We start from the raw sequence: 16,850 nt of genomic DNA on the forward strand, positions 1-16,850 counted from the left end.
TACTATCAACATAGTTGATTGTACTTCAACAAGTTGAGTGTATCAACGCGAGCGTATTCGATTAAATTGAATACACTTAGAAATAATTCTATAAGAAATTTGAAACTAATAATACTTTGATTAGACCTAAGTCTAGATAATTAAAATTATTAAACAATTTATAGCCTTAGTGAGAACTAGATTCTTTATCTTATACTAAAACTTACTCTTCACCTTGCATTTGTATCAGTTCAATTGCTTGGTTATAATTTTGTTTTAAAAGCTCTTCCATTCCCTTGATAACTCTCTGAGCTCGTTCTTGATTTCTATTTACCAAACTTTCAGAAGATTTAGAATAACTATCAGTTAGTTCTTGCATTTGTTTATTATATTTTTCATTTGCAGCGTTCATAGCAGTTTTTGTTTCAGAAATTCTTTTGCTTAAATTAATTACATTTTTTAGAGCCTGATTATATAATTTATCTCTAGTTGCATCTGTATTATTTATAATATCTATTTCAACCATTTTTTCAATATTATCAACAAGCTGATTTTCATATTTTGCAAGAACATCAATATCTTTAAGATAATCCTTTCTTGTAGTTTTGAGCTCTTTTAAGAACTTTTCATATTTTTTCTTTAATTTATCTTCAGAATTAGAATAAATAAATTCTATTTGATCTCTCTTTTGATCAATAATCTTCAGAGCAAGTTCGTAATAATTCATAGCTTGTTCAACTTTAAAATTATTATTCTTACTTGATTTAGAATCCAAGATATTTCGGTATTCTTCCTCTACTTTCTTTTCAATATCAGATTTATCTAATTTTTTATCCAAATCTTTTCTATTTATCTCATTTATTTTTAGATAATCTATAATTGTAGTTTGGGGAGATTTTATATCTTTTATTTTTTCTAAATTTTCTTCATAAAACTGATTCATTCTATTTTTATTAAATTCAACTTCCCTATTAATGGCTTGTTTAGTTAATTTACATATTTCTTTTTTATTTGCCAGCACATATTGAGCAATTTCTTTACTTAAAACACCTTTATCCAACTTTCCCCAGGTATAATCAAAACCTACTACAAACTTAGAAATTTCTTCCTCTGAATAGCCTATTGATTTTAAGAATAATAAAGCACTTTTTTGAAAGCTATAATCTTTTATAGTATTTCTATCAAAACCCTCAGTAGAGTATTCTTTAATTTCTGCAGGTTTAGTTTTTTTGTCTGCAGCATAAGCTGTTCCACCAAGAAGAAAGATTAATGCAGCACCATAAGTCGCTATCTTTGAAGGTTTATTCATAGCCTTTTTAACCCTCAAAACCTTTTAAAACTTTCCAACTTTATTTAAATAGTTTATAAAGCTCTCTTTTAAACTCAACGAATTATAGTTCCAATAAATCTCTTTCCAGAAATAGCCTTTTCAAGATTTTCTATACCTTGAAGAATTGCAGTTTTTACTTTATATCTATTTATTATTTTTGCAGCACTTTGATCAAGAACAAAATGTTGCCCTGCCCTATACTTTATTTTGTTTGAAATTTTCATAAAATCACTAAAGCTTATCTCAGAAATAAACTTAGCATTCTTAAATTTTCTAGGATCCTTATCAAATAAACCCTTAACATTGGTCATATTAATAAAAATATCTGCATGTAAATATCTTGCAATCATAGCAGAATCTCCGTCAGAAGTCATGTCTGGATGATATCCAAGAGCACCACAAACAACAACATTAGATTTTTTCAAATGTTTTTTTACTTCTTCTAAAGAATCTGGAATTGTTTTATTTTCATCTAAAAAATTACTCAAGAACATAGCATTTAATTTTGTAACTTTAATTCCAATTAAAGAGCATCTTTCTTCTGATAATTTATCTTTACGTAAAGCTTCAATATATTTTCTTGCAATACTTCCGCCACCAGTTACGATTATAACTTTATTGTCTTTTTTAATCTTAGCTAAAGACTTTTTAAAATTTTTTAAGAAATTATAATCTATTTCATTAGGAACAATCAAGCTTCCACCTAAAGATATTACTATTTTCATTTAAACCCCTTTTACAATTAAAAACTCCTAATTCTATTTAAATTTATCTTAACAAATGGACAAAATTTATAAACTTCTTAATTTTATCTAAATCCATGGAAAAGAGGGAATTAAATAGACTTCTTAGTGAAATTTCTTTAGTTTTAGCTGCTTTTTTCTTTCTGAATACTTCAACAAATATTACAGGCAGTTTTATAGGTGTTTCAATACCTGCTACTGCAAGCTCTTTATTTTCACTAGCTTTTCTTTTGCTTTCTAGTTTGTTTTATACTTCAACTGCTCCAAAAGCACCACTTGAAGATTTAGTTAAATCTGAATTTAATTTAGCTAACGAAATGGCTAATTTAACAGCAGGGGAAAAAATAATTTATATTTTAGATAGCTCAGCGATTTTTACTTATTCAGAAAATACTCAAAAATTATTAACTCTTTTAAATACTAGTAAAGGTAATTTCTACATAACAAAATCTGTTTTAAATGAAGTACACGATTATCCTACCAAATCTATATTAGAAAAAAATGTAATAATCTTAGATAAGATTGAAAAAGATCCCAATAATTATAAACATTGCATAGATTGGGCCCAAAGTTCTTTAGAAGGAACTATTAAAAATGAAAATTATCTCATAGCAAAAGAATTTATTCAAACAGGAAAGCCACCAAAAAATCTAGATAATACTAAAATGAATCAAATAATTAAAACTGTTAAAACTATACAAAAGAATGCTAGACCCGGAGAAACGATTACTAAAGATTATATTCTTAAAAAACTGGATCAAAATTATGGCCTTTCAAATACAGACGCAGACATATTAGCTGAAGGAATTTATTTTGCAGGACAAAATATTAATGTGGTTATTTTAAGTAATGATAATCATTTAAAGCAAGCTGTTGAAAATTTAAATAAAAAAGGAAATAGAAATGTTCATTATCTGCCCACATACACACAAGCAGTAGCTTAAACAAGTTTTAAACTTTTAAATTCATATCTTACTTTAATTTGATCTATTTTTTCTTTAAATAAATCTAAGGAGCCTCCTGGGAGATATTTTAAATCTGCCCTATCTATATTTATTGGACCATGAGTTCCAGAAAGGTGATAAGCATCTAAGAGTGTAGATCTCACAACTTTATTTTCTCTAAGGGTTGAATCTTTTTGAAGATTTCTGATTAAATAATAATTTAATTTACCTTCAGAATATCTATACAGCTTAGAAATTGTATTTATGTAATCAGAAGTAGATTCAAATTGTTGGTTTAACATAAGACCCAAATTAAACCCCTTTTCATCTTTTGCAATTTCAACTAAATAATCAAGTTCTTCATCATTAAATGTGTGATTATAAAAAAATAAATTATTAAAATCACCTCTTTTCTCGTCTTGAAATTTTTTAAATCCAAAAGTTAATATAGACTTCTCTGAACTAACAATTTCTTTTTTTATATCATCTAAAAATATTATCTCACTCATTTAAATTTCCCCTGATAGAGATTCAGCAATATTTCCAACATTTCTTATATATTCATCAGATCTATTATATTTTCTAACAACCTTCCAATTAGGATTATTGGGATGTAAAGGCTCACCATTTAAATCCGAATTCCATCCATTATCCGCAAGATATTTTGCAGAAGCATGTATTGTCTTCTTTATATTCCAAATATCGCCATCAGGATAATATTCATTTGCTGTGCTTGGAAGATACTGTCCAAAACCAAAACAACCCATATAGGAAGAAGGTATATCATTTAGTCTATAAGGCGGTATTTCTGCTTTCTTCCCAAATTTAAGTAATTCTGATAACTCTCTGATTGCAAAGTTTTTTTTAGTTGGTTCAAATTTATACAAAGATAAAAAAACATTTACAGGCCTATGATTCCCAATATAATTTGGATTACCATATTTTGTTTCAATTCCTACAATTCCAACTAAACATCTATAGTCAACACCCAATTCCGCTTCAGCTTTTTTAAGTTCAGGTTTATACTTATTGACAAAACTCTTTAAGTTTAAATTTTCTAGTTTAAGATTTTTTGCTTGATAATATTCAAGATATAAATTTCCAAAACTATTATCAAAATTTGGTTTCTTTTTTTGCTTCAAGAGTTTTAATCTACTTTTTTTAGGAGCATACAAATCAAAATCAATAGCTTTATTAGAAAGAAGTAAGTGTACTTCATAAGGATCATGACCGAAATCTTTTACTAGTTTATTCATTACTTCATTAATAGTTTCATCTAACCCATTAATAAGGTGAAGATCTCTATTCTGTAAAAAGTTGTACATTCCTACACTTTTTACCTGACGATTATTTACTTTTTGTTCACTTACTTTATTAGGCATATAATTTCCTGCTAAAAAATAAGCAGATAACAATACTACCATTCCATTTTTTAATATTTTATTCATTTTATAGTTTTAGTTCATTAATTTTTGATAAAACAACTCTCAGATTTTAGTAAACTTCTTTAAACACTTGTTTATAAACTTTTTTATTTTAATCAACTGTGAATAATTCTGAATCATGAACATCAAATAATCCTAATCTTGCACCTGCATCCAACCAACCATGAGCATAATTTAAGGCAGCAAAAGCGTTAACATAATCTTCTTTTTTATAAAAATGTTCTGCATCTGAAATATATCTAAATATCATATCTATAAAATCTGCTCTTTGCTTATCCATTTCAGGCAGTCTATTTCCTGATTTTTTAGCCATAGCAAACGCTTCTTTAGTGACTTTAAAGTACCTTTTTAGCCTTTCTTCACTTATTTCCTTCATAGTTTATAAATACCCCATAGATTTAAAAACCTATCCTCATTTTTGTAAATTTTAGTAATAAAAAAATATATCATTTTCTGTATCTATATTAGAGTTGGTAAATCCTTTTAAATAAAATAAGCTCAGTTTTTTTGAGATGAAAAGAAATTTATTTATAGCAATTGAAGGATGTGATGGTGCCGGTTCTTCTACACAGGTAGGTGCATTAAAGGATTTATTAAACCTAACAGGAAGAAAAGCTTTCGAAACAAAAGAACCAACAAACAATCTTGTTGGCGGATTGATTAGAGGTGTATTAAGAAAAAACTGGAAAATAGATCCAAAGGGTTTTCAGTTATTATTTGCTGCAGACAGATCACATCATTTAGATGATGAAATTCTACCAACCTTGCAAAAAGGAAATATTATTACAGATAGATACTTTTTTTCAACAATAGCTTATGGTTCTTTAGATGCGGATATTTCATGGCTAAAAAGTTTAAATAGTTATTTTAGAACCCCTGACGCTACATTTATAATTGATGTCCCACCAGAAGTATGTATAGAAAGAATCAAAGCTTCAAGATCTTCTATGGAGTTATTTGAAGAAAAAGAAAAACTTTGTAGGGTCCAAGCAACATACCATATCCTCGCAAAACAATTTCCAGGTGTATATCTCATTGACGGAAATCGCAGTAAGGATGAAATTCTAAAAGAAATTTACGCGACTTTAAAACCTTATTATCATAAAAATATTATTGCTATTTCAGGACCACCTGGTTCAGGAAAAGGATCATTTGCAGAAAAATTAGCAGAAAAAATAAGTTACACACATTATTCTATAGGCGAAATAAGAAGAAAAATGGCTAAAGAAAAAGGAGTTCCTTTAGCAGAATTAAATAAAATAGGTGAGCATGAAGCTTATACAGATAATGATGCAGACGCCTATATGCAAAAGTTGGCTCAAGAAGAAGATAATTTTATTGTTGATGGAAGACTTTCTTATTTTTTTATACCTTATGCACTCAAAATATTTTTAGATGTAGATCCTAATGAAGGAGCTAAACGTGTTTTTGAAGCAGGAAGATCAGAAGAAAAATTTAAAAGTATAGATGAAGCGAAAATGGCAATTGAGGATAGAGCTACATCAGATGCAAGGAGATATTACAAATGGTATGATATTGAAAATGTTTATTCAAAGTCAAACTTCCATTATATCATAGATACAACAAAATTAAGTGTGGATCAAGTAATAAACAAAATAACAGATGAAATACTTCCAAAGCACGAAATTTATAAAATTAGCTAAAACTTACTATTGACTATTTTGCGGCAATTCTTACATAATTGCCTTTCCTTTTCTTTTAAAGGTTTCTTACACATCTCGCATTTTTGTTCCATAGATTTGAAAATAAGAAACAGCTATTTAAAGCTTTTTAATCCAAAAAGTATAAAAATCAACCCCTTCTCAGTTAAACTATGCGTTACGAAAAACAAGTTATATTTGAAAGAATAGGCCAAAAAGGACAAGATTTTCTAAGTAAGGCACATGTCTGTATAGTTGGTTTAGGTGCTTTAGGCTCATATACTTCTAATTTCTTAGTAAGAGCAGGAATAAACAAATTAACTTTAATAGATAGAGATGTTATTGAAGAATCCAATTTACAGAGACAAAATGTTTATGGCGAGCAAGATATAGGCAGACTAAAAACCGAAGTACTAACAGAAAAACTTTTACAAATAAACTCAAAAATACAAATAAAATCTTACTTTGCAGATTTAACTCATAAGAATAGTTCTTTATTAAAATCAGATTTAATCTTAGATTGTACAGATAATATGGAAACAAGATTTCTAATTAATGACTTTGCATTAAAAAATAATATCCCCTGGATATATTCTGCAGTTTTAGGTTCAGAAGGTATGGTCATGAATATTATTCCCAAAAAAACACCTTGTTTTAGATGCATATTTCAACCACCAACATCTCAATTGGGAACTTGCGACACAGAAGGAATAATTAATACAATACCTGCAGCAATCTCAGCACTACAAGTAACAGAAACAATAAAAATTATCACAAAACAAGCTTATTCAAAAGAATTAATTCATTTCGAAATATGGAAAGGCAAACTTTCTAAAACTAAAACAAAAAAATTACAAAAATGTCCTGCTTGCTCAGGAAATTACGAATTTCTTAATGGAGAAAAAGCAACAGATGCAATAAAATTATGTGGTGTCGGCACTTATCAAATTACCGGACCAAAATTAAATCTTACAAATCTTTCTAAAAATCTTCCAAATGCAAGAAAAATGGATTCTTACGTAAATTATAATAACAATATTTTCTTTGAAGATGGTAGGGTAATAATAAAAGCCAAATCTCTAGAAGAAGCTAAATCTATTTATTCTAAATATATAGGTAATTAACTCAGTTCAATTGAAACAGTTTTAACACTTTTTATCTTTTCCAATCTTTTAATTAGCAACTTTAACTTATTTAAATTTTCAACCAAAACACCAAAATAGCAAGCCACAGTCTGATTTCCAGAGTTTTTAGCTTTAGCAGAATCTATATTCAATTTCATAGTCGTAATTACATTTAACAATTCAGTTAATATTCCTACTCTTTCATTAGCTAAAACTTTTAAATTAACAATCCCTTCAATAGCCTCTGCCCAGTCTACTTTAATTTTATCAGAATTTCTTGAACTTTTTATACAACCTTTTTTATGAATAGTTAACTTTCCTGTTCCAGCTAGAAATCCTTCAATTAAGTCTCCAGGTAAAGGATCACAGCAAACAGCAAGTTTAATTGAAGCAACAGGAAAATTAGTATTAAGATTAAACAAACTAAATTTTCTTTTAACAGGAATTTTAACTCTTTGGGCATTAGTAGGTATATTACTAGTCGCTCTTATTGTACTATTAATTTTACTTCTTGCTTTACTTGTAATTACAAATTTTAACCAATCTCGATTAGGTTTATGATTCTTAGAAGTAATAATCTCAATAATATCTCCATTTCTTAGAGTATGTGATATTCCATAAAAAGAATCATTTATTTTTGCACCTGTACATCTATCACCTATTGTACTGTGGATGGCATATGCAAAATCAACAACTGTAGAGTCATGTGGAAGTTCAATTAAATCTCCATTTGGAGTAAACACAAATATTAAATCTTCAAATACTTCTATTTTTAGATTCTTTGTAAATTTTTTTTCACTTTTTAATTCTCTCTGCCAATCCAATACTTGTTTTAACCATTTTATTTTATCATCTATTTCAGAGTCTTTTACATTCTTATAACTCCAATGTGCAGCCAAGCCATGTTCTGCAATTTCATGCATTTCTCCAGTTCTTATTTGTATTTCTAAAGGATTTCTAGAATAATTTATTCCAATATGGATGCTTTGGTAACCATTTTTTTTAGGCTGAGCAATGTAATCTTTTAATCTTCCAGGAATTCCATTCCATTTTTTAGTAATTAAGTCTAAGGCTTTATAAGTATCTTTAATATCTTTTGTAATTATTCTTATTGCAAACAAATCATAAATTTTGTTTAAATCATCAATTTTTCCATGTATTTTTTTATAGACACCATAAACCTCTTTTTGCCTTCCATACACTTTAGCGTCTATATTTTGCTGTTTAAGTAATTCTTTTATGTCTAATATTGCCCTTTCAATCACCTGTTGGCTCTTATTTTCCTTTCTTCTTATTTTTCCAACTAATTCAGAATATTCTTTGGGATATAAATTTTTAAAAGCTAAATTTTCAAGCTCATGCTTTAGATTTATTATGCCTAGTTTGTAAGCCAGAGGAGCGTAAACATCCAATATTTCTTGAGATATTCTCTTTCTACTTTCTAAGTCCAAGTATTCTAATGTTCTTGCATTATGTAGTTTGTCTGCAAGTTTAACAAATATTACTCTTATATCCCTTACAGACGACAAAATAACTTTTCTTACTTTTTCAGCCGCCCATTCATGCTTACTTAATTTTTTTGCAGAAGCATTTTTTACTTTTTTTAGCAAAGTGACTCCTTCAACAAGTTCATAAACTTTTTCTCCAAACTTTTTTATTTCATCTATTTTTGTTGAAGTATCTTCTAAGGTATCATGTAATAAACCTGCAACAATTGTCTCGGGGTCTAATCCTAAATCTGCTAAGATTAAAGCTACATTATAAGGGTGTATAAAAAAATCTTCTCCAGAAACCCTCTTTTCACCAGAGTGCTTTTCTTTAGAAAAATTATAAGCTTCTTCAATTAAACTTAAATCCTCTTTTGGATAATTCCTTCTTACTTTATCCAATAAAATCTTTAAATCTATATCCATAGGTTTAATCAATAACCCAAGTTTATAAATTTTCTTTTTGGAAATCTTTTTAAGCTAACCCATAAATTTTAAGTTATGGCTGAAATATGCAAATATTATGGTAAATGTGGTGGTTGTACTTCTCAACATATCCCCTATAAAACTCAGTTAATAAATAAAAAGAACTTACTTGCTAGTCTCTTAAAGATTAAAAATTCAGAAATAGACCTCTTCTCAGCCAACGAATTTAATTATAGAAATAGAATGGACTTTGTTTTTCATGAAAAAGGTTTAGGTTTTAGAGAAAAAGATACTCCAAACCAAATTTTAGATATAGACCAATGTATTATTGCAGAACAACAAATAAACTCCCTTTTAATCGAATTAAGGGATTTTTTTAAAGAAGTAGACCATTTCGACTTTAAAACTTATAAAGGAACTTTTAAATATGCAGTTATAAGAACTCCAAAATCAGATTCATCAATTTCATTCGTTTTAAATTCAGATTCATTTAGAATTGAACAAGCCATAAAAAAAATAAAACACTTTTCAAAAAATACAACTGCAAAAAAGGTTTTAGTTGCTTATACACCTTCAAATTCAGAATTAAGTATATCTAAAGAAATTTTAGTAATCAAGGGTTCAAAATTTTTAAAAGAAAATATCTTAAATAAGAATTTTGTTTATTCCTCACAAGGTTTTTTTCAAAACAACTCCAAATTACTTGAAGAAATGCATTCTTATTGTAATTCTTTGTTAAAGCAGTATCCAACTCAAGAAGCCCACCTTTTAGATTTATATGGTGGAGTAGGAACATTTGGAATTATAAATTCAAACTTATTTAAACAAGTTTTTACAGTTGAAAATAATACTGAGTGTACAGAATCTGCAGAATTAAATACAAAAAACAATAATTGTAAAAATATAAAAGCAATTACTCTTGATGCAGCAAAAATAAATAAACTAAACCTAGAAAAAATAAAACCTTTGTTTGTTATTTTAGACCCACCAAGAAGTGGAATGCACCAAAAAACAATAAACCATTTAAATCAACTTTTACCTGAAGTTATAATTTATATTTCTTGCAACCCGCAGCAATTAGGTAAAGATATTCCCAGATTCAGAAAATACAAGATTAAAAGTGTAGCTTTGTTCGACTTTTTTCCACAAACCTTTCATTCAGAAGTCATAGCTGAATTAGTGAAAATTTAATAATTCTTAGAAAACCTTTAAAAGCTCTTTGATTTAAATACCCCTTATGAATGCAAAATTTAAAAGAAATAAAGCCTTACTATTGCTGTCGTCAGGTATAGATAGCCCTGTAGCAGGTTATTTGCTCAAAGAACAGGGCACAGACCTAATTCCAGTTCATTTTGATCATTATCCTTTGAGACAAACTAAAGAGCTCAAAATAGATAAATTATGCAAAAAACTCAATTTTAAAAATTATTATCTTGTTCCATATGGAAACCTACAAATTGAAATAATCAAAAAATGTAATCCAAGATACAGATGCGTTTTATGTAGAAGATTTATGTTTAAAATTGCAGAAAAATTAGCAGAAAAAGAAAAAGCAGACTATCTTGCAACAGGAGAAAATTTAGGACAAGTAGCAAGTCAAGTTTTAGAGAATATGGTTAACACTGATAAATCAATTAAGTTAATAATCTTAAGACCTTTATTATGTAGAGATAAACAAGAAGTAATAAACATTGCAAAGAAAATAGGAACTTTTGAAATTTCAATAACACAAAACAGTTGTTGTGGTGCAGTTCCACAATGTCCCATTACAAAATCGAAATTAAATATTATTTTACAAGAAGAAGAAAAATTAGATGTTGAAAAACTTGTTAAAGAGGCAGTTAAAAATGCAAGTCTTCATAGAATTTGAAAAAGAAAAAAGTAATCAAAATTCAAAAAAATTAGAATTAAAAGAAAATTCAACTGTAAAAGACCTTTTAATAGAATTAAATCTAAATCCCACAATAGTCTTAGTAACAAGAAATAACCAACTTACACCAGAAATTGTAAGATTAAAAAACAAAGATAAATTAAAAATTTTAGAAGTGGTTTCTGGAGGATAAAATGACTTGTAAAAGTTGTAAAACAAATCCGGTATTTAATCTTCCTAACTCAAACATTTATTTATGTATCTCTTGTTTTAATAAATATTTTGAAAAGAATGTTTTTAAAACAATTAGACAATTTAATTTAGTAGATAAAAATGATAATATTGCGGTTGCAGTATCGGGAGGAAAAGATTCATTAAGTTTATTGTATATTTTAAATAAAATTACTTCTAAAAATAAAAATATTAAATTAATTCCTATTTTAATCGATGAGGGAATAAAAGATTATAGGGATAAAACAATAAAAGATGCTAAAAAATTATGTAAACAATTAAATCTGAAGCTGAACATCCTTTCATATAAAAAAGAGTTCGGCTATACTTTGGATCAATTACTCGAACTTTCGAAAGAAAAACCCTGTTCTGTTTGTGGCGTTCTCAGAAGATATCTATTAAATAAATATGCAAGAAAGTTAAAAACAACTAAAATTGCAACAGGGCATAACTTAGATGATGAATCTCAAGCTATAGTTATGAATCAATTCAGAAACAATCCAGAAGTAAATGCAAGATTAGGACCTATAACAGGTATAAAAGACAATCCTTTATTTATACGCAGAATTAAGCCCTTTTACTTTTTAACAGAAAAAGAAACCACTGCATATGCTTATCTTCACAAATTTACTTCAAATTATAACTCCTGTCCCTATACTTATAAGTCTTATAGAGGAGATGTAAGAAATATGTTAAATTCTTTTGAACAAAATCATCCTGGAATAAAAAATTCAATAATAAAATCCTTTATAGAAATTTTACCTTTGTTAAAAAAGAAATATTCTTCTCTGCCAGATACTAAATCTTGTAAGAAATGTAAAGAGCCTTGTTCTGGAGAAATTTGTCAGTGTTGTAATCTTATAAATAACATCCAGAGAAAGAAATAACTCATTTTTTATGCTTTTTTCTATAATCTTTAATTGCTTCCTCCAAAGTTTCAGAACCCAATATAGAACAATGATGCTTTATTGCAGGTAATTTACCAAGATGCTCCGCGATATCCTTGTCATTTATTTTTTCGGCTTGTTCTAAAGTTTTGCCCTTAGCCAGCCTACACAAAGCTTCAGAAGAAGAAATTGCCGCAACACAACCATAAGTTTTAAATTTAATATCTTTAATTTTATTTTTTTCAACTTTAATAAAAACTTCCATTACATCACCGCAACTAACATTTCCTTTCTTTCCATGTCCATCTGGATTCTTGATTTCACCTACAAATTTTGGATGTTTAAAATATTCCATTACTCTTTTACTATAAATATTTGAATCAGACATGACTTTGCCTCCAGAATTTACCTTTATAACCTGCTTTTCCCTCAACTCCAAATAAAATTAATTGACAGATACCCATTCCTTCCTTTAAGACTATAGGCCTATTTAAATTATTTTTAATTTCTAAAACCTGTTTATTATTAACTCCTGGATGAACATAATTTGAAGTAGAATGCACACTTAAACCCAATCTAGCAAACCTACTTCTTCCTGTTAATAAACCCGCAACATTATTTGGAAGTTTTATTGTTTCTTTTGTTACACCTAAAATAAATTCACCTGGTTGCAAAAGATATTCTTTTTTCTTTACAACTTTAGTAAATTTCTTACAATCTTGATTTTCAGTTAACACTATTTGTTTAATTCCTTCTTTGAATATTCTAAACTCATTACCTAAATGAAGTTTTATTGTTGTATCATCTATTTCAGTTTTAGTTATTACAATTTTTTTATTTTTAATCTCTTCCAATATTTTTTCTTTAGATAATATCATATTTTCACCCTTTATATTCTGAACTTATCTCTCTTAATTTTTTAACAATTTTTGGTAAAACCTCACAAACATAATCAATTTCTTGTTTAGTATTTTGTTTTCCAATTGTAATTCTTAAACTACCATGCGAATCTTCTGGTTTTAGTCCAATAGCACTTAAGACATGACTAGACTTTAGAGACTTTGAAGAGCAAGCACTTCCAGTACTTGCGCAAATTCCGTATTCATCTAACATTAGAATCAATGCTTCACCTTCTATACCCTTAAATCCAAAATGAATATTTCCCGAAAGTCTATTATTCCCTCCATTTACCCAAGAATCTTTAATTTCTTTTAAAACCCTATTTTTAAGATAATCCCTTAGTTTAGATATTCTTAAATTGTCTTTTTCCATATTTTTAATAGCCATCTCAGTTGCTTTCCCTAAACCAGCAATTCCAGGAACATTTTCAGTTCCAGATCTTAATCCAGATTCTTGTCCACCACCAATTAAAAGAGGTTTAATTTTAACTTTTTTATTAATATAAACTGCTCCAACGCCTTTTGGACCATAAATCTTATGCGCACTTAAACTTAACATTTCAAAATTCTTTGTATCTAGCTCAACTTTTCCAAAACTTTGCACTGCATCTGTATGTAATGGAATATTTTTTTCTTGACATAATTTATGTATTTTTTCTATTTGTTGGATTGCCCCAATTTCATTATTTGAATGCATAATTGTTACTAAATTTATTTTTTTAGAATTTAATTTTTGTTTTAATTCTTCTAAATTAACATAGCCTTTTTTATCGACACTAACAATTTCACAATTCTTCCTCAATCTACAAGTATTTAATACAGCCGGATGCTCAATAGTACTGGTTAAAACAGAATCAAAGTTCTTTATAATTAAATTATTTGATTCAGTTCCTCCAGATGTAAAATAAATTTCTTCAGGCTCAGCATTTATAGCTTTTGCAATCTGCTCTCTTGCCTTTTCAATAGCCATTCTAGATTCTAAACCTAACCCATATAAAGTAGATGCATTTCCAAATTTATTTGAGAAGTAAGGTTTCATCGCTTTAAACACTTCTTTATCGAGAGGTGTTGTTGCCGAATTATCCAGATAAATTAATTTTTTCATTTAAAACAAACCTCGCAAGTTTTTTTAGCCACACCATATTTTTTGTGAATTTTGCAGGTTATCATCTTATTTCTTATTAATTTACATAAACTTTCAATCTCTTCAAGCAAGTCACCATTATTTTTTATTTTTTCAGCAGACTGTTCTATTTTTTGTGCAACATCCATCTCAAATTTTAACTCAGTTCCACGTTTTCCACTTAGATATTGAGATACTGCCGCTTCTGTTATTCCCAATAACTCTGCAATTTTATTCTGCCTTAAACCTTTATGTTGTAGTTCTAATGCAATGGCTCTTCTTAATGCAGGCAATATATACCATACTTCTATTTCTTGAGGCGTTAGAAATTGTTTTAATGTCATTTTACACTCCTTTGAATATTTAATTTTATTAAACTATAATTTACCCAAGTAAATTCAGTTTAATTTTATTAAACTATAGTTAATATTTAAATGTTACGGTTAGCCTTGTTAAGATACACTAATAAATTTAGATTATCTATCACAAATAATAGAATAAGGGTCTTCTAATTTTCCTAAAATCTCTTTTGCCTGAAGATATGCTATGTAACCATAATCATTAAGCGCCTTCTTTACTTGGGCTTCTCTAATTTTATGCATCGTTTCTATTATTTTGTCTGGCGCTATTTCATTTCTAAGAATAATTTGTTCAGTATTTAGCTTAGAATCTATTCCTTTATTATATCTTTCTAAAATTGCTTTGGCAGATCCAATCTTCTTAGCAACTAGTTCTAAATAAATTAAAGAAAGTGAATATAAATCTGTATTATTTGTAAAATTACCATTCTTACTTCTAATCTCTCCAATAAATCTTGCAAATTGTTTATACAAATTTTCAAATCTTTCTTTTTTATATATCTCTTTCATTTCATCTTGGCTATATATATCTTGATCATATTCTTTAAGATTGGGAATAATCATTTTCAAATTTCTGTCTTTTATAGCTCCATCCCAACCCTTAATAAGCACCACCAAAGCGTTTTCTATATCTTTGTGCATTTCTTTAGAATTTATTTTATTTAGTATTTCATCTAAATCCTTTCTTTCTTTTACATATCTCATTCTATAATCTGAATGATTTTCAAAAATTTTATAATATTCATCCTTCAATACATCATGACTTTTGTACCATGAGTATAAGAAAAAATCTTTTCTGGGGTTAATTATAGAAAATTTTCTAGGTTGAAACTCTTGTCTGCTTTTTAAATTTCTTAATCCTGTTAAAAAGAAATAAATATTTTGTCTAACGAGTTTTGCATTAGACGCATAAATTAAATCGTTATAAATCATTTCTGGAATATTTTCTAATGATAGCGCAATATCCTTACCATTTATACCGCAGAAGTTTTTATTTATCCAGTCTATTTCATTATCAATTCCTTTTTTAATTTTTCCTGCATCAGGAGATATTTCCTTTAGCCTAAAGATAACCCTCTTACTATTTGGGTCGATTAAAGAATTAGAATCGGTTTTAACAAGCCAAAAATCTCTTTCATCGAGAGCCTTTAATTTACTGGCCTGAATTGTTTTTAGAGCAATTGTTTGATTTGTCAAATCATTCATCTTAATTACTTCTTTTAATTGTTATTTTAATAAGATATTTAAAAAACTATATAAATCTTTTTATAAATTAAGCTCTTATGGGCTATTATAATTCAATTTCAGAAGGATATAATGAACTTCACAAAGAAGAACAGCTAAACAAGCTAAAATTTATAATTCCCCGTATAAACAAGTCTAAATCTCTTTTAGACATAGGCTGTGGCACTGGAATTTCAACCATAAAGACAATCAACTCGGTTGGAATTGATCCTTCCAAAGAATTAATAAAAATTGCAAAATCTTCTTACCCAAAAATCAAATTTTTAGTCAGAGAGGCAGAATCTTTACCTTTTAAAAATAAATCTTTTTATACAGTAATTTCAGTTACAGCAATTCAAAATTTTAAAGATATAAAAAAGGCAATAAAAGAAATAGAAAGAGTTGCACAAAAACTAATTATAATTACTTGTTTAAAGAAATCAAAGAAATTAAATAAGGTTTCAAAAATTCTTAAAGACTACAAACAAAAAGATATAGGCATTGATATTATGTTTGTAAAAGAAATTAAATCAAACCAACAGAACTAGCAGATTCGGTTTTTCTTCTTAAACCAAAAGGTTGATCTTCATGAGCTTTTTTAGCTTCATCGTTTTTTTTCTTAGTATGTTCTATATATTCTCTATTTAATTTTAGATCAACTTCATACATCTTTTCATTAATTTGTTTAGTAACCGTTTTACTGCCCCAGGCATTAACTTTATAATTAACAAAATTATTATCCATCAAAGCATTTATGTCTCTATAAATTTCTTCGATAAGTCTTATTGCCTCTTTAAAATCAATTTCATACTTAGTAGCATTCTCATTTAGAAACTTCCTTAATTCAATAATATTAACACTAGCTTTTCTAACATAATCTACATTTGCTTTTAAACCATTGTCATAGATTTGCGCAGTACTAGGATCTATAACTCTTCTTACACGATCTTTCAATTGTCCAAAATAAACAAACATATCTTGAAGTTCACTCATCTTTGGAATCTCCGTTCATACATTTCAAACTACAAAAATTTAATATTTCTCCTGCAAAGGGCACGTCAAGTATTGCTTTGTCCTCTTCTTCTATTTCTTTTCCACATACAGAGCATTTAACCATA

20 protein-coding genes are annotated in these 16,850 nt (G+C 27.8%); 8 read left to right on the top strand and 12 right to left on the bottom strand.

Going from position 1 to position 16,850, the window contains the following annotated elements; translation table 11 throughout:
• Positions 1-202: 202 nt before the first annotated feature.
• Positions 203-1,288, bottom strand: a complete 1,086-nt coding sequence (locus tag J4403_04285) for a hypothetical protein (protein ID MBS3167393.1) — start codon at positions 1,286-1,288, stop codon at positions 203-205.
• Positions 1,289-1,362: 74 nt separating this feature from the next.
• A complete protein-coding gene (gene pyrH / locus J4403_04290; protein MBS3167394.1) occupies positions 1,363-2,034 on the bottom strand; it encodes a UMP kinase in 672 nt (223 codons plus the stop codon).
• Between the two features lie 95 nt (positions 2,035-2,129).
• Here pyrH and J4403_04295 point away from each other — a divergent pair, with 95 nt between their 5' ends.
• Positions 2,130-2,996 carry a hypothetical protein gene (locus J4403_04295; protein ID MBS3167395.1) on the top strand — a complete coding sequence of 289 codons (867 nt, stop codon included), beginning with the start codon at positions 2,130-2,132 and terminating at the stop codon, positions 2,994-2,996.
• Here J4403_04295 and J4403_04300 read toward each other — a convergent pair.
• The 3 genes from J4403_04300 to J4403_04310 form a co-directional block, all read right to left on the bottom strand.
• Positions 2,993-3,505, bottom strand: coding sequence for a hypothetical protein (locus J4403_04300; protein MBS3167396.1), 513 nt, complete (start codon positions 3,503-3,505; stop codon positions 2,993-2,995). The two genes, J4403_04295 and J4403_04300, sit on opposite strands and share 4 nt — an antisense overlap.
• A complete protein-coding gene (locus J4403_04305) occupies positions 3,506-4,444 on the bottom strand; it encodes a lytic murein transglycosylase (GenBank protein ID MBS3167397.1) in 939 nt (312 codons plus the stop codon). It abuts the gene before it with no gap.
• An 88-nt stretch (positions 4,445-4,532) separates the two neighbouring features.
• The gene (locus tag J4403_04310) at positions 4,533-4,817 is read right to left on the bottom strand and encodes a DUF357 domain-containing protein (protein MBS3167398.1); all 285 of its coding nucleotides are present in this window, start codon (positions 4,815-4,817) and stop codon (positions 4,533-4,535) included.
• Positions 4,818-4,953: 136 nt separating this feature from the next.
• Here J4403_04310 and tmk point away from each other — a divergent pair, with 136 nt between their 5' ends.
• Positions 4,954-6,105: a dTMP kinase gene (tmk, locus tag J4403_04315; GenBank protein ID MBS3167399.1), complete on the top strand. Its 1,152-nt coding sequence runs from the start codon at positions 4,954-4,956 to the stop codon at positions 6,103-6,105.
• A gap of 170 nt (positions 6,106-6,275) precedes the next feature.
• Positions 6,276-7,226 carry a ThiF family adenylyltransferase gene (locus tag J4403_04320; protein ID MBS3167400.1) on the top strand — a complete coding sequence of 317 codons (951 nt, stop codon included), beginning with the start codon at positions 6,276-6,278 and terminating at the stop codon, positions 7,224-7,226.
• On the opposite strand, the gene J4403_04325 is transcribed toward J4403_04320, so the two are convergent.
• Positions 7,223-9,139, bottom strand: a complete 1,917-nt coding sequence (locus J4403_04325; protein MBS3167401.1) for a bifunctional (p)ppGpp synthetase/guanosine-3',5'-bis(diphosphate) 3'-pyrophosphohydrolase — start codon at positions 9,137-9,139, stop codon at positions 7,223-7,225. The two genes, J4403_04320 and J4403_04325, sit on opposite strands and share 4 nt — an antisense overlap.
• A gap of 75 nt (positions 9,140-9,214) precedes the next feature.
• Here J4403_04325 and rlmD point away from each other — a divergent pair, with 75 nt between their 5' ends.
• Genes rlmD through J4403_04345 form a run of 4 tightly spaced genes read left to right on the top strand, consistent with a single transcriptional unit; the run spans position 9,215 to position 12,127 of the window.
• Positions 9,215-10,330 (top strand): 23S rRNA (uracil(1939)-C(5))-methyltransferase RlmD, encoded by a 1,116-nt coding sequence (gene rlmD, locus J4403_04330; GenBank protein MBS3167402.1) that lies wholly within the window; start codon positions 9,215-9,217, stop codon positions 10,328-10,330.
• A 46-nt stretch (positions 10,331-10,376) separates the two neighbouring features.
• The gene (locus J4403_04335) at positions 10,377-11,009 is read left to right on the top strand and encodes a hypothetical protein (protein ID MBS3167403.1); all 633 of its coding nucleotides are present in this window, start codon (positions 10,377-10,379) and stop codon (positions 11,007-11,009) included.
• Positions 10,987-11,202 (top strand): MoaD/ThiS family protein, encoded by a 216-nt coding sequence (locus J4403_04340; GenBank protein ID MBS3167404.1) that lies wholly within the window; start codon positions 10,987-10,989, stop codon positions 11,200-11,202. Before J4403_04335 ends, J4403_04340 begins: the two co-directional genes overlap by 23 nt.
• A 1-nt stretch (position 11,203) precedes the next feature.
• Positions 11,204-12,127 carry a TIGR00269 family protein gene (locus J4403_04345; protein ID MBS3167405.1) on the top strand — a complete coding sequence of 308 codons (924 nt, stop codon included), beginning with the start codon at positions 11,204-11,206 and terminating at the stop codon, positions 12,125-12,127.
• Between the two features lies 1 nt (position 12,128).
• On the opposite strand, the gene J4403_04350 is transcribed toward J4403_04345, so the two are convergent.
• The 5 genes from J4403_04350 to J4403_04370 all read right to left on the bottom strand — a co-directional run bounded on the left by J4403_04350 (position 12,129) and on the right by J4403_04370 (position 15,714).
• On the bottom strand, positions 12,129-12,515 hold the full coding sequence (locus J4403_04350) for an iron-sulfur cluster assembly scaffold protein (protein ID MBS3167406.1): 387 nt from the start codon (positions 12,513-12,515) through the stop codon (positions 12,129-12,131).
• Positions 12,508-13,005 carry a dCTP deaminase gene (gene dcd / locus J4403_04355; GenBank protein ID MBS3167407.1) on the bottom strand — a complete coding sequence of 166 codons (498 nt, stop codon included), beginning with the start codon at positions 13,003-13,005 and terminating at the stop codon, positions 12,508-12,510. Before dcd ends, J4403_04350 begins: the two co-directional genes overlap by 8 nt.
• 4 nt (positions 13,006-13,009) lie before the next feature.
• On the bottom strand, positions 13,010-14,131 hold the full coding sequence (locus tag J4403_04360; protein MBS3167408.1) for an aminotransferase class V-fold PLP-dependent enzyme: 1,122 nt from the start codon (positions 14,129-14,131) through the stop codon (positions 13,010-13,012).
• Positions 14,128-14,493 carry a helix-turn-helix domain-containing protein gene (locus tag J4403_04365; protein MBS3167409.1) on the bottom strand — a complete coding sequence of 122 codons (366 nt, stop codon included), beginning with the start codon at positions 14,491-14,493 and terminating at the stop codon, positions 14,128-14,130. Before J4403_04365 ends, J4403_04360 begins: the two co-directional genes overlap by 4 nt.
• Before the next feature lie 132 nt (positions 14,494-14,625).
• Entirely contained in the window at positions 14,626-15,714 is a 1,089-nt protein-coding gene (locus J4403_04370; protein MBS3167410.1) for a hypothetical protein, read from the bottom strand.
• Between the two features lie 77 nt (positions 15,715-15,791).
• Between J4403_04370 and J4403_04375 the strand changes: the two genes are divergently transcribed.
• Positions 15,792-16,280, top strand: a complete 489-nt coding sequence (locus tag J4403_04375; GenBank protein MBS3167411.1) for a class I SAM-dependent methyltransferase — start codon at positions 15,792-15,794, stop codon at positions 16,278-16,280.
• On the opposite strand, the gene J4403_04380 is transcribed toward J4403_04375, so the two are convergent.
• Positions 16,258-16,725 carry a hypothetical protein gene (locus tag J4403_04380; protein ID MBS3167412.1) on the bottom strand — a complete coding sequence of 156 codons (468 nt, stop codon included), beginning with the start codon at positions 16,723-16,725 and terminating at the stop codon, positions 16,258-16,260. The genes J4403_04375 and J4403_04380 overlap by 23 nt on opposite strands.
• Positions 16,726-16,850: the final 125 nt, after the last annotated feature.

The organism is Candidatus Woesearchaeota archaeon, from assembly GCA_018302225.1.
Classification (GTDB): Archaea; Nanobdellota; Nanobdellia; order SCGC-AAA011-G17; family JAGVZY01; genus JAGVZY01.

What these genes read in the sequence shown, in the direction of transcription:
- J4403_04285 (MBS3167393.1), bottom strand. Translation starts at nt 1,288, where the DNA reads ATGAATAAACCTTCAAAGATAGCGACTTATGGTGCTGCATTAATCTTT.
- pyrH (MBS3167394.1), bottom strand. Translation starts at nt 2,034, where the DNA reads ATGAAAATAGTAATATCTTTAGGTGGAAGCTTGATTGTTCCTAATGAA.
- J4403_04295 (MBS3167395.1), top strand. Translation starts at nt 2,130, where the DNA reads ATGGAAAAGAGGGAATTAAATAGACTTCTTAGTGAAATTTCTTTAGTT.
- J4403_04300 (MBS3167396.1), bottom strand. Translation starts at nt 3,505, where the DNA reads ATGAGTGAGATAATATTTTTAGATGATATAAAAAAAGAAATTGTTAGT.
- J4403_04305 (MBS3167397.1), bottom strand. Translation starts at nt 4,444, where the DNA reads ATGAATAAAATATTAAAAAATGGAATGGTAGTATTGTTATCTGCTTAT.
- J4403_04310 (MBS3167398.1), bottom strand. Translation starts at nt 4,817, where the DNA reads ATGAAGGAAATAAGTGAAGAAAGGCTAAAAAGGTACTTTAAAGTCACT.
- tmk (MBS3167399.1), top strand. Translation starts at nt 4,954, where the DNA reads ATGAAAAGAAATTTATTTATAGCAATTGAAGGATGTGATGGTGCCGGT.
- J4403_04320 (MBS3167400.1), top strand. Translation starts at nt 6,276, where the DNA reads ATGCGTTACGAAAAACAAGTTATATTTGAAAGAATAGGCCAAAAAGGA.
- J4403_04325 (MBS3167401.1), bottom strand. Translation starts at nt 9,139, where the DNA reads ATGGATATAGATTTAAAGATTTTATTGGATAAAGTAAGAAGGAATTAT.
- rlmD (MBS3167402.1), top strand. Translation starts at nt 9,215, where the DNA reads ATGGCTGAAATATGCAAATATTATGGTAAATGTGGTGGTTGTACTTCT.
- J4403_04335 (MBS3167403.1), top strand. Translation starts at nt 10,377, where the DNA reads ATGAATGCAAAATTTAAAAGAAATAAAGCCTTACTATTGCTGTCGTCA.
- J4403_04340 (MBS3167404.1), top strand. Translation starts at nt 10,987, where the DNA reads ATGCAAGTCTTCATAGAATTTGAAAAAGAAAAAAGTAATCAAAATTCA.
- J4403_04345 (MBS3167405.1), top strand. Translation starts at nt 11,204, where the DNA reads ATGACTTGTAAAAGTTGTAAAACAAATCCGGTATTTAATCTTCCTAAC.
- J4403_04350 (MBS3167406.1), bottom strand. Translation starts at nt 12,515, where the DNA reads ATGTCTGATTCAAATATTTATAGTAAAAGAGTAATGGAATATTTTAAA.
- dcd (MBS3167407.1), bottom strand. Translation starts at nt 13,005, where the DNA reads ATGATATTATCTAAAGAAAAAATATTGGAAGAGATTAAAAATAAAAAA.
- J4403_04360 (MBS3167408.1), bottom strand. Translation starts at nt 14,131, where the DNA reads ATGAAAAAATTAATTTATCTGGATAATTCGGCAACAACACCTCTCGAT.
- J4403_04365 (MBS3167409.1), bottom strand. Translation starts at nt 14,493, where the DNA reads ATGACATTAAAACAATTTCTAACGCCTCAAGAAATAGAAGTATGGTAT.
- J4403_04370 (MBS3167410.1), bottom strand. Translation starts at nt 15,714, where the DNA reads ATGAATGATTTGACAAATCAAACAATTGCTCTAAAAACAATTCAGGCC.
- J4403_04375 (MBS3167411.1), top strand. Translation starts at nt 15,792, where the DNA reads ATGGGCTATTATAATTCAATTTCAGAAGGATATAATGAACTTCACAAA.
- J4403_04380 (MBS3167412.1), bottom strand. Translation starts at nt 16,725, where the DNA reads ATGAGTGAACTTCAAGATATGTTTGTTTATTTTGGACAATTGAAAGAT.